Here is an 18,204-nt window from a genome sequence, read left to right as displayed (position 1 = left end):
GGGTCAGCGCGGCCTGAACCGTTCGATGAGCCGGCCGCCGAAGTGCGCGGCGAGCGGCGCGGCCAGCCAGACCAGCGGGAGGTGGCTGACCCACCACGCGAGCCCGCCGGTGATCGCGAAGAACGCGGCGACCGCCCAGGACCCGCTGGCCGAGCGGCGTACGTCGCGCGGATCGCCGGGGACGCTGCCGGACCGGATCGCGGACTCCTTCAGTCCGGCCTCGCAGGCCAGCAGCGCCGCCTCGGTCCCGGCGAACACGCACACCGCCAGCGGGTTGTCGAACGCGTGCCCGATCAGCGCGGTCGGGAACGGCAGGAACGCGATCAGCAGCAACAGCGGCGCGTGCCAGCCGGCGGTGGCGCGGGTGAGCCGGTCGACCCGGTCGATGAAGAAGTGGTGCCGGCGCCATACCGACCACAGCAGGAAAAAGGCCAGCACGAACGCGACGAACGACTCCCACTCGTGGGTGAGGAAGTGCCACAGTGCCGACGCGCTCGCCAGGTCCTCGCCCTCGGGCCGTTTGATCTCGATCACCAGCAACGTGATCGCGATCGCCAGTACGGCGTCGGTGAACATCCCCATTCGTTCCGCGGTGAACCCGGGCGGCCCGTGTCCCGCCGTGGATTTGGCCTCAGTGGACTCTGTGCTGCTCGTCACACCACGCGCCCTTTCACCGATCAGCCGCTCTTGGACGGCTTTCCGTTCTCGACGTGCCCAGCGTAGCGGTGGTGGAACTGGGGGCTGCTGTCCACGGTGACAGTCAGGTCGTACCAGTTGTAGTCGGTGTCCAGGTTCCATTCGTGTTCCGCGGCGCTGGCGGCCTCGACCGTGTAGGTGGTGTCCTCTTGCCGTGTGGCGGTGTCGTCGCGGGTGTCGCGCACGGTGAAGACGCAAGCCGCGGCACCGGTGTTCGTCAGTGCCAGGATGTACTTGCCGTCCCGCGCCGAGCCACTGACTTGGGGCCAAGCCTTCCCGCTGGCGTTCTCGACGCTGAGATCGCCACGGAACTGCCGGAGGAACCCGTTGGGACCATGCAGGTCGAGTTGGTAGCCCCCTTTCCTGTTCGGGTTCTTGTCGTTGATCACGTTCCAGTAGTCGGACCAGCTTTTGCCCGCTTCGATGGTGTAGACCCACGGGCCGTCAGTTCGGTAGCCGGTGGCGTACACGGTCAGGCACACCCCGGCCGTGCCGGTGTTGGTCATGGTGATCAGGATGTTCTTGGAGCTGTCCGGATCGTGCCCCGCACTGGCCTCGAACGCGTACGGCAGCGTGCGGGCGTCGCGGCGCCCAGGCTCCTGGGTGGGTAGGGTTTGCTTCCAGGGTACGGAGACCGCCGCGTTGTCCGAGCATTGCTTCTTGGCCTCGGCCGGTCGTTTCGAGGTGTCCGGAAGGTCCGGAACGGACGTGTCCGGTGCGCTGAAATCGAAGGCGGACGTCAGGTCACCGCACACCGCCCGCCGCCACGCGCTGATGTTCGGTTCGTCGACACCGAACCGCTTCTCCAGGAACCGCAGCACCGAGGTGAAGTCGAACACCTCCGAACACACCCAGCCGCCGGCCGTCCACGGTGACACGATCAGTTGCGGCACCCGGAAACCGAGCCCGATCGGCTTGCCATCCTTGACCTCGCCCTTGACGTCGACCGTGCTGTGGCCCTGGACCAGGTCCGAGTTCGGCAGCGGTGGCGGCACGTGGTCGAAGAAGCCGCCGTTCTCGTCGTAGTTGAGGATGAACACGGTCCTGGCCCACACGTCGGGACTCGCCCACAACGCCTTGAGCAGCCTGGCGGTCAGGTCCTCGCCCTTCGCCGGGCTGTTGGTGGCGTGCTCGGACAGGTGCGCGGGCGCGACGATCCAGGACACCTGCGGCAGGGTGTCGTTCTTGACGTCCTCGGCGAACGCGTCGACCAGGTCGTCCACTTTGGCCATACCGTTGTCGTGCAGCGGGTCGCCCGCCTCGGCGTCCTTGAACTGCGTGAACCACGCCAGGGAGTTGTCGTCGAAATTGTCCTCCTGCTGGTACACCTTCCATGAGATGTCGTTCTTCTGGAGTCGCTCGGCGTATGTGGTCCAGGAGAGTCCCGATTTTGGTATGTCATCGTTTTCTATCACGACATGTCCGTCTATCGAGAGGCCGTTGGTTCCGGTGAAGAACATCAACCGGTTCGAGTTCGTCCGGGTCAGCGTCGAGCAGAACGTGTTGTCGCAGATCGTGAACGCTTCGGCGAGCGCGTGGTAGAAGGGCAGGTCGTCGCGTTTGAAGAAGCCCATGCCCTGTCGTGAGGGCTCGATTTCCCACAGAACCCTGTCCTTGATCCAGCCGTCGTAGTGCCCCTTGTTCAACGCTTTGAGGTCCGCCTTGTAGCTCATCGGCGGCGCGTCCATACAGGTCGCCCTGGTCGTCCCCGTGTCGAGGTGGAAGGGCAGCGTCTCGCCCAGTCCCCACGGATTTGGCTGGTAGAACACGGACTTGCCGTTCGGTAACGTGACCGGTGTCCGGTCGCTGTACCCTCGTACTCCCTTCAGGGTGCCGAAATAATGGTCGAACGACCGATTCTCCTGCATGAGGAGAACGACATGCTCGACCTGGTCGATGGTTGCCTCTTTGGTCGGCGCGGGGTCGGCCGATGCCTGGCCAGGCAGGGCCATGGCCGCCGCGGTCGTGGCCGAGCCGGCCAGGAATCGTCGTCGGCTCATCGGTCGAAAGGATCCGGCCATAACGCTACCTCCGTGGAAACGACGTCAGGGTGACGTGGACGAAACACGGCGCGACGATGTAGGTCAACGCGTACCCGCGCACTTTTTCTCGTGGTTTGCCGACGTGTCATCCGCGCGTAACGAAATAGTATTCGCCAACGCCGGTCGTCCACCCTGTGCGGGAGGTCGGTGCGAAACCTGTGCTGTATTGACGAGGAATTTGTCGTCGGTCAGCATTTTCGCACCTGAACAAACCCTGAGCACCCTGGAGACCGGTACATGAAAAAACGTGTGTTGACCTTGCCCCTTGTGGCGGCACTGTTCGCCGGCGTCACGCCCCTCGGGGTGCCAGCTTTAGCGGACGACGGGAAGCTGACGTGGGATTCCTGTCCGGACGACGCGAATGTCACGGCCGACGGCGCCAAATGTGCGACCCTTGAAGTACCCGAAGACTACTCGGATCCGGCCGGGACGAAGATCACGATCACGGTGAGCCGGATCGAGGCCAAGGACTCCGACCACCGCAAGGGAGTCCTGTTCGGCAACCCCGGCGGGCCTGGTGGGGACGGGCTGAACCTGTGGTCCCGGAAGATGGACAAGTGGCCGAAGGATCTCGTCAACGACTACGACCTGATCGCGGTCCAACCACGCGGTCTTCAGCTGTCCACACCGCTGGAATGCAAGGACGCCAGCACAAGTACGGTCGCCCTCCAGTTGAGGCCGACAGACAAGGACGACTGCAACCTTGACAAGGGTTACATGTCGGACATCACCACCGCGAACACCGCGCGCGACATGGACGAGGTGCGCAAGGCCCTTGGCGAGGACACGATCAACTACCTTGGGTACTCCTACGGCACTTATCTGGGCGCCGTGTACGCGAGTTTGTTCCCCGCCAACGTGAACCGTCTGGTGCTCGACTCGTCGGTCGGGCCCGACTGGATCTGGCACGAGGAGTTCGCGCAGCAGAGCCTGAACCGGCGGCAGCGGATCAACGACTTCTTCTCCTGGGCGGCCGACCACGACAGCGACTACGGTCTCGGCAAGACCGCCCGCCAGGTCTGGCAGACCTGGAGCAAGGTGGCCGTCGCCACCGGCGGCATGTTCCCGATCAAGCCGCCGGACGACAAGGACGACAACTGGTTCACCCAGGTCAGGGATTGGTGGACCACCCTGACCGTGACCTGGGACAGCATCTTCGCCGCTTCGCAGAGCGCGGACCGGGGCAAGAACGTCCTGGCCTCGGCCACCCTCAGCGCCACCTACTCGCGACAGCTGTGGCCCTATCTGGCCACCGGCCTGGCCGACACGAACAAGGATGCCAAGGACACCAAGCAGTTGGACGCGTTGTCCGGCGCAGCCGCACTGAGCGGGGACGCGAACCTCGCGGTGCAGAAAACGATCACGTGCGGCGAGGACAAGAAGGACGGCACTCTCGCCTCCCTCGGGTACCTTCTGGACTACCTCGGGAAGATGGGCGGGATCTTCCTGGGTCTTGACGACGCGTTGGACCTGGGGGCATCCGGCGCACGTGTGGGCATGCAATGTACGTCCAACCCGGTGTACGCGACGGTCACCCAGGAGTCGCTCAGCGGCACGAAGCTGAAGGTCAAACCGCTTGTCCTGCAATCGAAGCATGACGGTGCGACGCCGTATCAGGGCGGTGTGGCGATGGCGAAGAAGATGGGTGGGACGCTGGCCACCGTCGAGGGCGGCGACCACGGTGTCTTCGGCCGTGGCCAAAGCGAGATCGACAGTACCGTCATGGACTACCTGAACGACGCAACCCTGCCGAAGGCCGGCACGGTGCTGCCCGAGCCCGACATCACCACCGATCTCAAGCCGGCCGAGCCCTATACCAAGAAGTAGGTGTCGAGGTCGCGGAACCTGTGGCCTGGGCCCAGGTCCGCGTAGGCGCCCTCGCGTTCGCTCTGCCGGGCGAGCGCGAGGGCCCCGATGCCCAGGGCGACGTCGCTGGCGATGACCATCGCGCGGTCACTGGGCGATCTCCTCGGCCGGATGGTAGGTGGTGTCGACGCGGCGGGCGCCGACGGCGGCGACGAGCCGGCCGACGATCGGCAGTTCGATGGGAAGCGTGGCGTACGCGGGGTGGATGACGCGATCGTGGTCGCGTTCGAGCGCGCGCACGGTGGCGGCGGCGACCGCCTCGGGTGGTACCGGGGGAAGCGTGCGCGGAGGGCGTCCGCCGTGCCACGGCAGTTTGTTGATGTCGCGCAGGCCGGTGTCGGTCGCGCCGGGCACGACCTCCAGCACTCGGATCGGCGTGTGCCGGAGCTCGTTGCGCAAGGACCGGGTGGCCTGCGCCAACGCGATCTTGGCGGCGGCGTAGTAGCCCAGGAACGGCAGCGGTACGGCTTGGATCGTCGAGGTGACGTTGACGATCGTCCCAGTGCCCGCGGCCCGCATCCCGGGCAGCAGGGCGGTGGTCAACGCCAGCGGCGACCAGAAGTTCGTTTCGAAAGAGGCCCGCGCGGCCGCGGAGTCGCCAAGGCGGGCCTGCGAGTCGACCAGGCCAACTCCGGCGTTGTTGATCAGAATGTCGACTCCGCCCAGTACGCGTGTCGCCTTGTCGGCGAGATCCGCTGCCGCGCCGCGGACGGACAGGTCGACGGGCAGTACGTACGGAGCCGGATGGCGGTTGCCGGCGATTTCGGCCGCCAGTTCGGTGAGCTGTGGTTCTCGCCGGGCGGCGACCGCGAGTCGAGCTCCCCGGTCGGCGAGCTTGAGTGCGAGGGCCCGGCCGATGCCGCTGGAGCCGCCGGTGAGCAGGATCCGGGCGCCGGAGAGGGCGGTCATGGGGTCGGCTCCTTGACTGGTCGGCTGGTGTCGATGCGACGGGTGACGAAGGCGGTGATGAGCCTGCCGAGAACGGGCAGTTCGCTTGGCGCGCGGGCGAAGCCCGGATGAGTGACCCGGTCCCGGCCGCTCTGAAGCGCCCGCACCACGATCCGGGCGGTGTCCGCTGGGGCGGCGCTGGGCAGCGATGGTGGACTCGTGCGCCACGGCACGGCGCCGAAGCCGAGGTGGCGGGCCGGTGTGTCGTTGGGTCCGGGCGACACTTCGAGGACACGGACCGGGGTGTGCCGCAGTTCGTGCCGCAGCGAACGGGTTGCCTGGGAGAACGCGGACTTGGAGGCGGCGTAGTAGCCCCCGAAAGGGGCGGGCAGGCCTTCCATCGTCGCGGTCACGTTGACGATCGCGCCGTTGCCGCGCATCGTGGGCAGCAGTGCGGCGGTCAGCGCCAGTGGTGCCCAGAGGTGGATTTCGAACACCGCGCGAGCCACGTCGGCGTCACCGATGTTGATCAGCGAGTCGACCATGTGCGAACCGGCGTTGTTGATCAGAACATCGACTCCGCCCATCTCGGCGAGGGCCTTCGCGGCCACTTGTCTCGGGCTGTCACCGCTGGTCAGATCGGCGACGACGACATGCGGGGACGGGTGTCCGGCCGTGGCGATCTGGTCTGCCAGCGCACTGAGTTCCGGTTCGCGACGGGCGACCACCGTGAGCCGGGCACCGCGTTCGGCCAGTGCGATCGACAGCGCGCGCCCCAACCCCGAAGACGCGCCGGTCACCAGCACCCGCGCACCGGCCAACGTCATACCTGATCTCATGGCTGATCCTTTGCGGCCGTCCCCTGAGATTGACTGATTATCAGTCAGTACGCGAAGGTAGGTCACGGACGAAGTCGACGTCAAGACACGGTGCGATTGACAACCCTGTGATCGCCGAGCCCAATGACTGAGTCCTACGCTCGGTCCATGAGCCCCGCGATCGACGTGTCCGATCGGCGCCACCGACTGCTCCGGGCGGCCGGTGAACTGTTCGCCGAACGGCCGTACGACCAGGTCACCACCGTGGCCATCGCGAAGCGGGCGCACGTCGCTTACGGGTTGATCGCCCACCACTTCGGCAACAAGCGCGGGCTGTACCTGGCCACCATCGAGCACGCCGCGAACAGTCTGCGGGAAGCCCGAGCCGCCGTGCTCGACCAGGCGACGGACCCGGTCGAACGCCTGCGCCTCGCGCTCGACCGGCATATCGCCTACGCCGAGGACAACGCTGCGGGGTTTCTGGCCGTCCTGCGCGGTGGGCTCGGCGCGGACGACGACGTCCAGGACATCATCGAGACCCTGCAGAGGGGTGTCATCCAGCAGATTCTCGACGAGATCGGCGCCACCGAGCCGTATCCGCCGGTGCTACGTACCGTCATGCGCGGGTGGCTGGGCTACTTCAACGAGGTCGTGATCGATCACCTGCGCCATCGGGACGTGCCACGCGCCACGCTGGTGGATCTCGCCGTGTCGGCGTTTCGGACAGCCGTGGCGACCGCGCTGGACACCGGCGACGTGGCGATCGACCCGCGGATCGCCGAACTCCTCGACGGACGCAGTCGATAGCCCTGGCCGATGGGTTACTGCGGCTGGTTGTCGCGGCGTCGGGCCCGGTATGCGGCGGCGTGTGTCCGGTTGCCGCAGGTGCGAGCGTCGCAGAATCGTCGTGCGGAGTTTCGGGACAGGTCGACGAAGACGTTCGTACAGTCGTCGGCCGCGCAGGTGCGTAGCCTGCTAGCCCCCGCGTCTGCGACTACCGAGAGCAGCGCGACCGCGCACCTGGTGGTGACTCGGTCGACCAGGTCCGCGTCGGGCTGGACGTAGTGCCAGTGCCAGGCGCCGTCGTGGTTGGTGAGTTGCGGTAAGGCACGCATGTCCGCGAGTACGGCGTTGAGGTGCCGTACGCCGTCGTGCGGCGTTGAGCTGGTGAAGATGTACCGCAATACCGGCCGCAGCGCGCGCAGACGTTCGACCTCGTCTGGCGTCAGCGGCTGGTCCACGGTCCAGCCTCGGTCCCGCAACAGGGTCGCGGCGGCCTCCCCGGTCGACAGGTCGTCGCTGTTGATCAAATCCACCGCGGTGTGCAACGCCCGACCCGCGTAAGTACCGAAGTTCATTTGACTCCTGATCGCCGCCGGCCCTACCGTCAGGAACGTACCTCAATTCGCTCCTGACGCACGACGAGGGTGATTTCATGATCCACTGCGACTGTGCCGTCCTTCCCCCACCCCAGCTGACCCAGGACATCGTGCTCGTACGCTCAGTCGCGGTCGGCGAAGCCACCCGATGGGACGACGCCACGCTGCACGTCGCCCGGGGCATCGCCGACGACATCGCGGTTCCCTCGGTGGCAGCGGTCACGGTCGACGTGATCGCACCCGATGAGCGGGACACCCCGTGCGACACCGTCCTGGACGTCATGCCCCTCGCGGCCAAAGTGGACGGTGGAATCGGCAACGGCACCACCAGGATCGCGCGTGGCGCCGTGCTCGTGCTCACGGGCGTGGACACCGACGGCAGGCAGCTCGGCGAGGCCGGCAACTCCGCAGGCGTCCTTGCCGAGCGGCTGGCCGGTTCCGCCGCCGGCACTCCGGACCCGAGCGACTGGATCATCCGCGTGGCGGTGACCGTGCACGCCGGCCACCGGATGGAACGCCGCGGTCCCGCCGCCGCCCACCGGGCCGCCGATCTCGTCGCCGACCGCCTGCGCGACGCCCTGCTCGCCGCCCCAGCTGGCGCGATCGTCGAGCATCGGGTGCTCGACGAGCCGGAGGCCCGCGGTTCGAGGGTCGCGCTGGTCAAGCTGGTGATGGGACAGGGCGCGATGCACGAGAACCTCGTGCTTCCCACGGCACCAGGCGGCGTCGCCGGCGCCACGTCGCTCATCGACCTCGGCAACCTGCCGATGTTCCTGCGGGTCAACGAGGTTCGCGACGGCGCCCTGCACTCACTGTGCTGCGTGGGCCCGTCCAGCAAGGAAACCACGCTGCACTACTTCCGTGACCCACTGGTCACCGCGCTGGCGAACGACCCGCAACTGCACCTGACCGGGGTGCTCGTGGCCGGCAGCCCGGCGGAGGAGGCCGGCAAGCGGTTCGTCGCCGAGCGAGTCGGCGCCGCGGTCGCCGCACTGGGGGTGGACGGCGCGGTGGTGGCCACCGAAGGATTCGGCAACAACCACATCGACTTCGCCGCCGAGATCGCGGAAATCGCCAAGTACGGCACGCCTACGGTCGGCGTCTGCTGGTCGGCGGCACGGGGGATGGTGGTCGGCAACGAGTACATGTTCGCGATGGTGGAGGTGAACAAGGCGGCGTCCGGACAGGAGTCCGACGTCCTGGGGGAGAACACCGCCGACGCCGCGGACGGGCGGCGCTGCGTCGCGATGCTGAAGACACTGATGTTCGGCGCGGACGTCGAACCGACGCCGCGCGCGTGGGATCCCCACGTGGTCGACGACAACCAGCGGCTCGTCGACGCCGCGGCCGCGGGCGGTCCGCCCACCCTGACCCCGGGAATCCGCAGCGAGGTCCCGGTGTCCGCGACGGCGCCGCCTCCGCTCGCGGCACTGCGCCACCCACTCGCGAAGACGGTCGTGACACTGGTGTCCTCCGCCGGGGCGCATTGCCGGGCCGACCAACCGTTCCGCCCGTACGCCGACTACAGCCTGCGCGAGATACCCGCCGCCACGCCGTCGACAGAGATCACCTTCGCCTCGGGCAGCTACGACAACTCCGACGTCAACGCCGACCCGAACTGTCTCTTCCCGCTCGAACGGCTCCGGGAACTGGCCACGGACGGCGTGATCCGCGGTGTCGCACCAGTGCACTTCGCCATGCAGGGCGGCGGCACGGAGATCGAGCTTGTCCGCACCCGCACTGGCCCCACGCTCGTGCAGCGCCTGCAAGACACCGGCACGGACGCCGTGGTCCTGATCGGCGCCTGCGGCAGTTGCCACCGGTCCGCTGTGGTTCTGCAGCGGCTGATCGAGCAGGCCGGCATCCCGACCGTGATCATCGCGTCGCTGCCCACCGTCGCCGCACAGCTCGGCGCGCCCCGCATCGCCGCCACCGACACACCCATGGGCGCCGCACTGGGAGCCCCACACGATCCCGCGCAACAACGCCGGATCCTCACCAGCGCCATCCAGTTGCTGGACACCGCCCGCACACCAGGTCACATCACCCACCTTCCCGAGTCGTACCGAACCTGATCCACGATCCAGCTCGTCCGCCGGCTTCATGCCTTGACAGCGGGCGTACCGGACGTCACCCTGGGGAGGCCGCCACTTAGTTAAGAAACTTTCCTAACGGGAGTGAGCGATGCGCGATCGACCCGGTCGGCTGGCGGCGGCCGCCGCCACAGCCGCCGTGACGGTTTCCCTGTCCGTGCTGGTCTCCACGGCATCTCCCGCCACGGCCGCGGGCGAGAACCACCCCTTTCCCACCCATGTCACGTACCGGACGGGCGTTGTGCCGTCGGCCAGCCAGGCCGACCGGGACGCGGCGGTCAGGAAGCAGTACGACTCGTGGAAGAAGGCCTACCTGCGGGCGGCCTGTGGCGGCTACCTCGTCTATGCCACCGGTGACGCGCCGGGCAAGGGCACGGTGTCCGAGGCGCAGGGCTACGGCATGAACATCGTGCCGCTGATGGCCGGCTACGACACGAGCGCCAAGGCGGAGTTCGACGGACTGTGGAAGGTCGTCAAGGACCACCGCGACAGCAAGGGCATGATGCAGTGGAAGATCGACGGCAGCACCTGCAAGTACGCCGACTCCGGCACCCCGGACGCGGCCACCGACGGTGACCTGGACATCGGCTACGGCCTGATCCTGGCGGACAAGCAGTGGGGCGGCTACACCGCGGCGGCCACGGACTGGCTGGCCAAGCTCTACGCCGCCGACGTGGCGCCCGACGGTCACCTCAAGTGCGAGGACGACGGCCCGGACAACGACGCCCGGCCGTCCGACTTCATGCTGGACCACCTGCGGGCGTTCGCGGCGTACGACTCCGCGCACGACTGGAACAAGGTGGTCACCCGGACCGAGGCCGTGATCCAGGAGTTCACCGCCAAGTACTCGCCGACCGCGAACCTGTTGTCGGACTTCGTGGTGGGGGCCAACGGCACCAGCCCGAAGCCGGCGCCCGCGGACTACCAGGAATCCCAGCCGGACAACATCGTCGGCTACAACTCGGTGCGTGTGCCGTGGCATATGGGCACCGACGCGCTGGTCTACGGCAGCCCGGTGACGAAGAACGTGGCCACCAAGCAGTCAGCCAGCTACAAGGCGAAGGCGGGCGGCAACCCGGCCAAGATCTACCCGCACACCAAGCTGGACGGCACGCCGACGCAGACAGGGGACCAGTGCGAGTGCGCCAACGACCCGGTGGGTGTGGCCGCGATGGCCGCGGGGGACCAGGCGTGGACGGACGCGCTGTGGAAGTACCTGGCCACCAACCCGTTCGGGGACACGTACTACGGCGAAACCATCAAGATGCTCGTCTACATCGTGATGGCCGGTGACTACTGGACGCCCGCGTCCTGACGTCGTCCAAGGTGGCGGGGAGTCAGGCCTCCCCGCCACCAGTCAGGGATTGATCGCCAGGAACAGGAACGCGGCGAGTAGGACGAGGTGCACTCCGCCCTGGAGCCGCGTCGCTCTGCCGGGTACCACTGTGAGCACGCTGACCACGACCGTGAGCGCGAGCAGCACCATCTGGGTGGGGCCGAGGCCGAGGAGCAACGGTCCATCGAGCCACACCGAGGCGAGGGCGATCGCCGGGATGGTCAGGCCGATGCTCGCCATCGCGGAGCCGTAACCGAGGTTGAGGCTGATCTGCACCTGCTCCCGCAGTGCCGCCCGGCTGGCGGCCAGGGTTTCCGGCAGCAGCACCAGCAGGGCGATCACGACGCCGACGAAAGACGGCGGGAAGCCCGCGGCTCGCACCGCGGATTCGATGGCGGGGGACTCCACTTTCGCCAGTCCGACCACGGCGACCAGGGCGACGAGCAGTATCCCGAGGCTGATCCGCGCTGCCTGCCTGGACGGCGGTGGGGTGTGTTCCTCGGTCTCGACGCCGCCGTCCGAGGTGACGGGGAGGAAGAAGTCGCGGTGGCGCACGGTCTGGGTGAAGACGAACAGTCCGTACAGCGCCAGCGAGGCCAGCGCCGCGAAGGTGAGTTGGGCGGGGGAGAATTCGGGGCCGGGGTGGCTCGTCGTGAACGTCGGCAGCACCAGGCTCAGCGTGGCCAGTGTGGTCACCGTCGCCAGTGCCGCGCCGGTGCCTTCGGAGTTGAACAACGTCACGCCGTAGCGCAGCGCGCCCAGCAGTAGCGAGATGCCGACGATGCCGTTGGCGGTGATCATGACCGCGGCGAACACAGTGTCCCGCGCGAGCGAGGCGGCGTCCGGCCCGCCGGAGATCATCAGCGTGACGATCAGCGCGACCTCGATGACCGTGACCGCCACGGCCAGGATGAGTGACCCGAATGGCTCGCCCACCCGATGGGCCACGACCTCGGCATGGTGCACCGCCGCCAGCACGGTACCGCCAAGAACGAGCGCCACGAGCACGACGAAGACAACGCCGAGGTCGCGGCCCCATGCGATGCCCAGTACGACGATACCGAGCACCGGGACAACGGTCGCCCAGGACAGCGGTGGCCATCGACTTTTGACGATCACCGCCTCACCCTGACACAACTCCTGACTGTGCGCGTGCCGGTGGAGACCGCGTCAGGCGGTCGGGTCGAGTTCGGCGAGCAGGACGTTGAGTGCCTTCCACGCGCGCCATGCCTTGGTCACGCCGAACTGGGCATTGAAACGAAGGACGGCCCGTACGTCCTCAGGGGACGCTCCGCCGCTCAGTGCTCGGCCGACGTGCGCCCTGAATGTCTCCTCCAGCGTCTGGTAATGCACGTCGATGCTCATCGTCGCGAACGCTCGTTCCCGGACGGTGAGTGTGCCGGGACCGGTCACCGACCGCAGTCGTGACTGCAGGTCGAAATGCTCGGTGAAATGGGCGTCCAGGTCCAGCAACTGGGCGCGGATCGGCGCTGGCAGCGGGCTGGCGGCCGCGTCGGGTCCGGTGTGCAGCAGTTCGGCGGCCAGCGGCTCGGCGTCCGGGTGGGGCAGTCCGGCCGCCGCCTCGATCTCGGCCAGCCGGTCGAACGCGGCCAGCGCCGCCGGATACCCGCTGTCGTAGGAGATGAGCCGAAGCAGCGCCCGGATGTCCCCTGTGGACACCCCGCGGGCCAGGCCGCCGCGAATGTGCAGTTCGAACGGTAGGCCGAGGCTCGGGTGGCAGACGTCGGCCACCACGCACAGGAACACCTTCTCGCGATCGGTCAGCTGCGCAATCGCCCAGACATGGTCGACGGTGGCGCCCGCCATCTGGGCGAACACCGGGTCCAGCGTGGTCACCAGGTCGAGGTTGGCTTTGGTGGTGGGGTTCCGGTCGTGGTCGTTCGTGATGGTCAACGGGGACGCTCCTTGGATAGACAGGTGTAGCGCTACAGCTGTACACGCATTTGTGTACGACCATAGCGCTACAGCTGTTCAGTTACAATGGGCGGCAATGGACCGCACGTCTGCCCCGCCGCCCGACCGCCGCCGTCCCAACGCGCGCGGCCAGGGCGAACGGCTGCGCGAGGAGATCATTTCGGCCGCCGTGCCGATGCTGGACGACCTCGCCGACGACGCCGACCTGTCCTTGCGTGCCGTGGCACGTGCGGTGTCGATCGCCGCGACCTCGGTCTATCTGCACTTTCCCGACCGTGACGCGCTGGTGCTGGCCGCGCTGGAGCGCTGCCATCACGAGTTGGTCCAGGCGGGGGACGACGCCGAGGCGGCGCAGCGGGAACCGGCGGCGCAGCTGCGGGCGCGCATCCTGGCCCAGGCGGCCTGGGCGCAGGAGCACCCTGGCCTCTACAAAGTGCTCCACGAAAGCAAGGTCCACCGACAGCTCGGCATGCCGTTCAAAGAAGTACTGGTCGCCCGGACCAGGGCGGCGGTGCAGCGGTGCATGGATGCCGGAGTCGCCCCACTTGGAGACGCGTCCATCGTCACCCTCGATCTGCGCACGGCCGTGAACGGCATGTTGACGCAGCGCATCAACGAGCCCGACCTGCCCTGGCCTCCCGCGGTGGAACAGATCGACCGGTTTCTCGTCAAGCTCGTCGGCGTCGCCCTAGGACAAACGGCCTGACGCGGGTGCTGGCCGGTCACGGCACGAACGCGCGTTGCGCGCGTTGGCGGAACTCGCGTGGCGGCATCCGGTATGCCTCCTGGAAGCACCGGGTGAAGTACGACTGGCTGGCGAACCCGGTGCGGGTGGCGATGGTGGACACCGGCTCGGCGGACCCGGCCAGGAGCGTGGCGGCGAGTTCGAGCCGCAGCCCTGCGACCAACGCGGTCGGCGTCACGCCGTAGTGCCGCCGCACCGACCGGGCGAGATGTGCCGGGCTGACCCTGGCCAGCTCCACCAGTCGCGGCGTGCCAAGGCGCAGGTTCTCCTCCCGGCGCATCGCCCGGCAGGCGTCGGCCAGCCAGGGCGGCGTACCGCGGGCGACGGCAGGCTCAGGCGGCTGCGGGACAAGCGACAGCAGATCGGTCCAGAACCGCAACAGGTCGACCGTGGTCGGCCCCGCGTGGAACCTGTCGAGCACGGTCTGGAAGGCCGCGCCGGCAGGCGCCGGGTCGAGCCGCAGCGTCGGCGGCGTTGGTGCGTTCTCCCAGTCCGCCCCGATCCCGCTCAGATCGCAGAAGCCACGCCAGACCGAGCTCGGGAAGGCCACGTTCACGAACTCCAGCCCGTCCGGTCCGCGGCCGGTGAACGCGTGCCGGTCCCACGGCCGGACCAGCACGACGTCGCCCTCGGCCAGCGGCTCCGGGCCGTGCGCCAGCAGGTGCTGGCCGCGGCCGCCGACCACGCACATCAGCTCGTGGAAGTCGACATGGGCGTGGGGCGCCGAGTCGGCGCGCGGGCCTACCCGGACCAGCGCCGCGTGGTAGGGCCGGCCGAGCGCGTGCAACTCGAACCGCAGCATCAGCGGCATGTCAACAGAGTACAAATTTCTGCGCGTATGTTGCTATCCGACATGGGCCGTTTCACGCACGATTGACAACATGAGAATCCACAGTCCAGCAGACACACTGGCGTCGTACGACCGTGATGGCTACGCCCTCTTCCGCGACGTGATCGATCCCGAGCTGATCGACGAGGTGAGCGGCCACGTCGAGTGGCTGCAGGCGCGGCACCCGGACGTGCGGCCGGAGCAGCTCGGCCACGTCTACCTGCGCGACGACCCGTTCTGGCTGCGGGTGGTCAGCGACCCGCGGTTGCTGCGGATCGCCGAGCTGTTCGTCGGACCGGACCTCGCGTTGTTCGCCTCGCACTACATCGCCAAGCCGGCGTACTCCGGTCAGCCCGTGCTGTGGCACCAGGACGCCGCGTTCTGGCCGCTGGAGCCGATGCGGGTGGTGACCCTGTGGCTGGCGGTGGACGCCTCGACGCCGGCCAACGGCTGCGTCCGCTTGGTCCCCGGCAGCCACCACGGCCGGATCGAGCCGATGCGCGGCAACGACGCCGTGCAGAGCGTGCTGGGCAAGGAGATCGCCGTCGCCGTTGACGAATCCGCCGCCGTCGACATGGTTCTGCGGCCGGGTGACGTCGAGGTGCACCACCCGAACATCGTGCACGGCAGCGGGGCCAACACCTCGCCGGATCGCCGGTGCGGACTGACCATTCGCTACATCCCGACATCCACCCGCATCACCGACGCCGAGGTTCCCTATCCCAGCGCGTTCCACCTCCAGGGCGAACCCGGCGTGAACAGCTATCAGCCGCGCCCGCGCTTCGACCCCGCCCGGCACTACCCCTTCCGGGACAGCGGTTGACCCCTCTCTGGCCACCGGGCGGCCAGAGAGGGGTTCAGCGGTCAGCCGACGTACGCCTCGATCTCCGACAGCCCCAGCCGCCAACTGGAGGCGGTGCCGGTGACCTGGAACTCGACCCAGGTCACCGACCGGGGTGCGAACGTGACCATCTTGCCGACGCCGCTGTTGTCCATCCCCGACACCGGGACACTGCTGCCGTCGCTGAAGGTGAGCGTCCCACCGGTGGTGAAGTCGATCGGGTTGTCGCGGTCGTACAACACCACCCGCCGCAGGTTCTGCGCTGTTGCCCAGGTCAGCCGGATCCGGGGGTTGGGCTCGCCGTTCGAGGCCCATTCGCCGGCGTCCCACTGGTTGATCACGCCGTCGGTGGCCGCGGCCGGCGTCAGTGTCGGGGCTTCCGGCGCCGTGCTGGTCGCGGTGACCACGGCACTGGAGGCGACGTTGCCCGTGGTCAGGGCCCGGAGCTCGGCCAGCCCCACGCCGGTGCCCGACCCACCGGTGACCTGGAACTTCACCCAGGTGACCGGCCTGGCCGGGAACGACACCACTTTCGGGGCGCCGTTGGCGGGGATGCCGGTGACCGGTACCGAGGTGCCGTCGCTGAAGGTCAGCGTGCCGCTGTTGGCGTTGACCGGTCCGGGCCGGTCGCTGAGCACGATCCGGTCCAGGACCTGGCTGTTCACCCAGCTGATCCGGATCCAGGGGTTGGTCTCCGTCGACACCCACTCGCCCGCGGCGGTGGTGATTCCGTCAGTCGCCTTGAGCTGGCCGTTCACGTCGAGGTTGGCCTGCGACGACGTGGTGACCGTGCCGTCCCTGGCGACGTTGCCACCGGCGAACACCTGTAGCTCGGAAAGGCCCACGTTCAGACCGGCTCCGTCGGTCACCACGAACCTCATCCAGGTCACGTCGCGGACCGGGAAGGACACCACCTTGCCGGTGCCGTCGTTGGGCAACTCCGGTACCTGCACGGTCGTGCCGTCGCTGAACTCCAGCCGGCCGGCCAGGATCCGGTCGGTCGGGTTGGCACGGTCGTACAGCGCCACCCGACCGACCGCCTGTGGTGTTGTCCAGTCCAGTCGGATGTTCGGGGTCAGCTCCTGGTTCGACGCCCACTCACCTGTTTCGTGCACGCCGACAATGCCGTCCACGACGCGGGCGCCGTTCAGTTGTGGCACCGCGGCGGACACTGAGGACGGTGTGACTGTGGCGCCAGGGGCGAGGTTCTCGCTGTCCGCGATCGGATAGGACGCCAGCCGGACACCGACAACCGAGTGGGCCGGCGCGGCGAACCGGACGGTCGCCGACCCGCCGGAGACGGTGAGCGGAACGGACGCCTTCGGCCGCACCTGGGTCTGGTTCGGGCTCGCCTCGAAGATGGTCGCCGTCGTGGTGGTGGCCCCGCCGAGGCCGTTGAGGTTGAGGTCCACGTCCTGCGCGTCGGCCGTGTTGTTGACCACCCAGGCGACCCGGTCACCGTTGGCGGTCGTGGCGGCGCCCGCGTCGCTGATCGAGGACGGGAAACTGACCGGCCGCAACGTGTTGTCGCCCGCGCCGAGGCCGAGGTCGACGGACATCAGCCGGTAGGTGCGCGCCTTCGGGGGGAGCATGCCGTTGCCGTGCACCCCGAAGAACGGCGGGACGACCAGTTCGTCGTTGTCCGCGAAGAAGTTCGTCCCGTTCGCGTGCTGTTTGAGGAACGCCGTCAGCCGGGCGGCGGCATAGCTGATCGTGTTCGGGTCGTTGCCGTTCATCGGAATCAACGGGACGTACCGCGGGTCGTAGTTCCACTCGGTCACGTACACCGGGAAGTCGGTTGCCCGGCCCGCGTCCACCGCCGCCTTCCGCCACGTCTGGACGGCCTCGCCCGCGGTGGATCCGCGGTCGTACGTGTGGTAGCTGAGGAAGTCGACGTTGGCGGCGGTGCGGGAGTCGGTGAGCAGCCCCTTGGCCCAGTCGACCTCGCTGTTGTCCGGGTCGTGCTGCACGGGATCCGGGCCGGACATCGCCGGACCGCCGATCGGGATCCGCTTGCCGTTGGGCTGGGCCGTCTCCACGTCGCGGATGCCTGCCGCCGCGCTGGCGTAGATGTCCTTGTACGCGTTCAGCTTGTCGCTGGCGGTGATCAGCGACGGCGAACCAAGAAAGCCGCCGTCCGGCTCGTTCCACACCTCGATCAGGTCGATCTTGTCGCGGAACCGCTTGAAGATCTTCGAGATCACGTCCCGGTAGACCCGGAAGCCGTCCGCGCCGTTGGGCGGCGAGTAGTCGATCGCACCGCCACCCGGCGTGGAGCCGAGCCAGTCCACCGAGTAGCTGAGAATCAGGATCGTCTTGGTGCCGCGGTCGTGGTGCTGATCGATCCACCCGTAGTTGCTCCAGTCCCAGGTGTTCGAATCGGCGACACCGGTCCCCGCGGGCATCGCGGCGAGGTAGTCCGCGATGGTCGTGGTCGGCAGGATATGGCCCAGATACACGTCACCGCGGATGAACCGGGTGCCGGTCTGGTGCAGTGTCTCGATCTTGTCCGGGTCGGTCAGCGCCGGGACGTTGATGCCCGAGCCGAACACCTCCGGATGGCCGACCCCGTCGTCGCCCGCGAAGTTCGCGGTCACGCTCGCGGCCGCGATCCTCGGGCCCTGTGCCGGCGCCTGCGTGGCGGCGGCGATCGAGAGCGCGGCCGTGAACACCGATATCGCGGCCAACGAGGACCACCTGGGTAACGTGATTTTCCTTCTGCGTCGGTACATCGTC

The 18,204-nt window shown here is 68.1% G+C and carries 16 protein-coding genes; 6 read left to right on the top strand and 10 right to left on the bottom strand.

Annotation, left to right across the window (positions count from 1 at the left end; translation table 11 throughout):
• Nucleotides 1-3: 3 nt before the first annotated feature.
• Both EV192_RS32035 and EV192_RS32030 read right to left on the bottom strand, forming a co-directional pair.
• Nucleotides 4-657 carry a TMEM175 family protein gene (locus EV192_RS32035; protein ID WP_165960727.1) on the bottom strand — a complete coding sequence of 218 codons (654 nt, stop codon included), beginning with the start codon at nt 655-657 and terminating at the stop codon, nt 4-6.
• A 20-nt stretch (nt 658-677) separates the two neighbouring features.
• Nucleotides 678-2,696 (bottom strand): phosphocholine-specific phospholipase C, encoded by a 2,019-nt coding sequence (locus tag EV192_RS32030; protein ID WP_165960726.1) that lies wholly within the window; start codon nt 2,694-2,696, stop codon nt 678-680.
• Nucleotides 2,697-2,975: 279 nt separating this feature from the next.
• On the opposite strand from EV192_RS32030, the gene EV192_RS32025 reads away from it, so the two are divergent.
• Entirely contained in the window at nt 2,976-4,565 is a 1,590-nt protein-coding gene (locus EV192_RS32025) for an alpha/beta fold hydrolase (RefSeq protein WP_132122083.1), read from the top strand.
• Here the strand turns inward: EV192_RS32025 and EV192_RS56930 are convergent.
• Genes EV192_RS56930 through EV192_RS32015 form a run of 3 tightly spaced genes read right to left on the bottom strand, consistent with a single transcriptional unit; the run spans nt 4,550 to nt 6,331 of the window.
• Nucleotides 4,550-4,684, bottom strand: coding sequence for a hypothetical protein (locus EV192_RS56930; protein ID WP_279494562.1), 135 nt, complete (start codon nt 4,682-4,684; stop codon nt 4,550-4,552). The genes EV192_RS32025 and EV192_RS56930 overlap by 16 nt on opposite strands.
• Nucleotides 4,685-4,691: 7 nt before the next feature.
• Nucleotides 4,692-5,513, bottom strand: a complete 822-nt coding sequence (locus tag EV192_RS32020) for an SDR family NAD(P)-dependent oxidoreductase (protein WP_132122081.1) — start codon at nt 5,511-5,513, stop codon at nt 4,692-4,694.
• Entirely contained in the window at nt 5,510-6,331 is an 822-nt protein-coding gene (locus EV192_RS32015; protein ID WP_132122079.1) for an SDR family NAD(P)-dependent oxidoreductase, read from the bottom strand. Before EV192_RS32015 ends, EV192_RS32020 begins: the two co-directional genes overlap by 4 nt.
• A 147-nt stretch (nt 6,332-6,478) precedes the next feature.
• Here EV192_RS32015 and EV192_RS32010 point away from each other — a divergent pair, with 147 nt between their 5' ends.
• A complete protein-coding gene (locus EV192_RS32010) occupies nt 6,479-7,117 on the top strand; it encodes a TetR/AcrR family transcriptional regulator (RefSeq protein WP_165960725.1) in 639 nt (212 codons plus the stop codon).
• A 14-nt stretch (nt 7,118-7,131) separates the two neighbouring features.
• On the opposite strand, the gene EV192_RS32005 is transcribed toward EV192_RS32010, so the two are convergent.
• Nucleotides 7,132-7,668: a CGNR zinc finger domain-containing protein gene (locus EV192_RS32005; protein ID WP_132122075.1), complete on the bottom strand. Its 537-nt coding sequence runs from the start codon at nt 7,666-7,668 to the stop codon at nt 7,132-7,134.
• A 77-nt stretch (nt 7,669-7,745) separates the two neighbouring features.
• On the opposite strand from EV192_RS32005, the gene EV192_RS32000 reads away from it, so the two are divergent.
• On the top strand, nt 7,746-9,764 hold the full coding sequence (locus tag EV192_RS32000) for a glycine/sarcosine/betaine reductase component B subunit (protein WP_132122073.1): 2,019 nt from the start codon (nt 7,746-7,748) through the stop codon (nt 9,762-9,764).
• Nucleotides 9,765-9,873: 109 nt separating this feature from the next.
• Nucleotides 9,874-11,097 carry a glycosyl hydrolase family 8 gene (locus EV192_RS31995; RefSeq protein WP_132122071.1) on the top strand — a complete coding sequence of 408 codons (1,224 nt, stop codon included), beginning with the start codon at nt 9,874-9,876 and terminating at the stop codon, nt 11,095-11,097.
• Between the two features lie 42 nt (nt 11,098-11,139).
• On the opposite strand, the gene EV192_RS31990 is transcribed toward EV192_RS31995, so the two are convergent.
• Nucleotides 11,140-12,210 carry a calcium:cation antiporter gene (locus tag EV192_RS31990; protein WP_132122480.1) on the bottom strand — a complete coding sequence of 357 codons (1,071 nt, stop codon included), beginning with the start codon at nt 12,208-12,210 and terminating at the stop codon, nt 11,140-11,142.
• A 78-nt stretch (nt 12,211-12,288) separates the two neighbouring features.
• Nucleotides 12,289-13,032: a carboxymuconolactone decarboxylase family protein gene (locus EV192_RS31985; RefSeq protein WP_243727210.1), complete on the bottom strand. Its 744-nt coding sequence runs from the start codon at nt 13,030-13,032 to the stop codon at nt 12,289-12,291.
• 97 nt (nt 13,033-13,129) lie between these two features.
• Between EV192_RS31985 and EV192_RS31980 the strand changes: the two genes are divergently transcribed.
• Complete coding sequence (locus EV192_RS31980) at nt 13,130-13,759, top strand: TetR/AcrR family transcriptional regulator (protein WP_132122069.1); 630 nt, start codon at nt 13,130-13,132, stop codon at nt 13,757-13,759.
• A 16-nt stretch (nt 13,760-13,775) separates the two neighbouring features.
• Here EV192_RS31980 and EV192_RS31975 read toward each other — a convergent pair whose 3' ends face one another.
• Nucleotides 13,776-14,609, bottom strand: a complete 834-nt coding sequence (locus EV192_RS31975; protein WP_132122067.1) for a helix-turn-helix transcriptional regulator — start codon at nt 14,607-14,609, stop codon at nt 13,776-13,778.
• A 70-nt stretch (nt 14,610-14,679) separates the two neighbouring features.
• Between EV192_RS31975 and EV192_RS31970 the strand changes: the two genes are divergently transcribed.
• Complete coding sequence (locus EV192_RS31970; protein ID WP_132122065.1) at nt 14,680-15,450, top strand: phytanoyl-CoA dioxygenase family protein; 771 nt, start codon at nt 14,680-14,682, stop codon at nt 15,448-15,450.
• Nucleotides 15,451-15,491: 41 nt separating this feature from the next.
• Here the strand turns inward: EV192_RS31970 and EV192_RS31965 are convergent, their stop codons facing one another.
• On the bottom strand, nt 15,492-18,200 hold the full coding sequence (locus tag EV192_RS31965) for a DUF7402 domain-containing protein (protein WP_132122063.1): 2,709 nt from the start codon (nt 18,198-18,200) through the stop codon (nt 15,492-15,494).
• Between the last annotated feature and the right edge of the window lie 4 nt (nt 18,201-18,204).

Source organism: Actinocrispum wychmicini, assembly GCF_004345645.1.
In the GTDB taxonomy this organism is placed as follows: Bacteria; Actinomycetota; Actinomycetes; order Mycobacteriales; family Pseudonocardiaceae; genus Kibdelosporangium; species Kibdelosporangium wychmicini.
Note: the sequence above shows the minus strand (reverse complement) of the source record. Positions and strands in the feature narration are given on the sequence as shown.

Bases quoted from the DNA above. Each gene is read 5' to 3' on its own strand.
- EV192_RS32030 (WP_165960726.1), bottom strand. From the start codon at position 2,696: ATGAGCCGACGACGATTCCTGGCCGGCTCGGCCACGACCGCGGCGGCC.
- EV192_RS32025 (WP_132122083.1), top strand. From the start codon at position 2,976: ATGAAAAAACGTGTGTTGACCTTGCCCCTTGTGGCGGCACTGTTCGCC.
- EV192_RS56930 (WP_279494562.1), bottom strand. From the start codon at position 4,684: ATGGTCATCGCCAGCGACGTCGCCCTGGGCATCGGGGCCCTCGCGCTC.
- EV192_RS32020 (WP_132122081.1), bottom strand. From the start codon at position 5,513: ATGACCGCCCTCTCCGGCGCCCGGATCCTGCTCACCGGCGGCTCCAGC.
- EV192_RS32015 (WP_132122079.1), bottom strand. From the start codon at position 6,331: ATGAGATCAGGTATGACGTTGGCCGGTGCGCGGGTGCTGGTGACCGGC.
- EV192_RS32010 (WP_165960725.1), top strand. From the start codon at position 6,479: ATGAGCCCCGCGATCGACGTGTCCGATCGGCGCCACCGACTGCTCCGG.
- EV192_RS32005 (WP_132122075.1), bottom strand. From the start codon at position 7,668: ATGAACTTCGGTACTTACGCGGGTCGGGCGTTGCACACCGCGGTGGAT.
- EV192_RS32000 (WP_132122073.1), top strand. From the start codon at position 7,746: ATGATCCACTGCGACTGTGCCGTCCTTCCCCCACCCCAGCTGACCCAG.
- EV192_RS31995 (WP_132122071.1), top strand. From the start codon at position 9,874: ATGCGCGATCGACCCGGTCGGCTGGCGGCGGCCGCCGCCACAGCCGCC.
- EV192_RS31980 (WP_132122069.1), top strand. From the start codon at position 13,130: ATGGACCGCACGTCTGCCCCGCCGCCCGACCGCCGCCGTCCCAACGCG.
- EV192_RS31975 (WP_132122067.1), bottom strand. From the start codon at position 14,609: ATGCCGCTGATGCTGCGGTTCGAGTTGCACGCGCTCGGCCGGCCCTAC.
- EV192_RS31970 (WP_132122065.1), top strand. From the start codon at position 14,680: ATGAGAATCCACAGTCCAGCAGACACACTGGCGTCGTACGACCGTGAT.
- EV192_RS31965 (WP_132122063.1), bottom strand. From the start codon at position 18,200: ATGTACCGACGCAGAAGGAAAATCACGTTACCCAGGTGGTCCTCGTTG.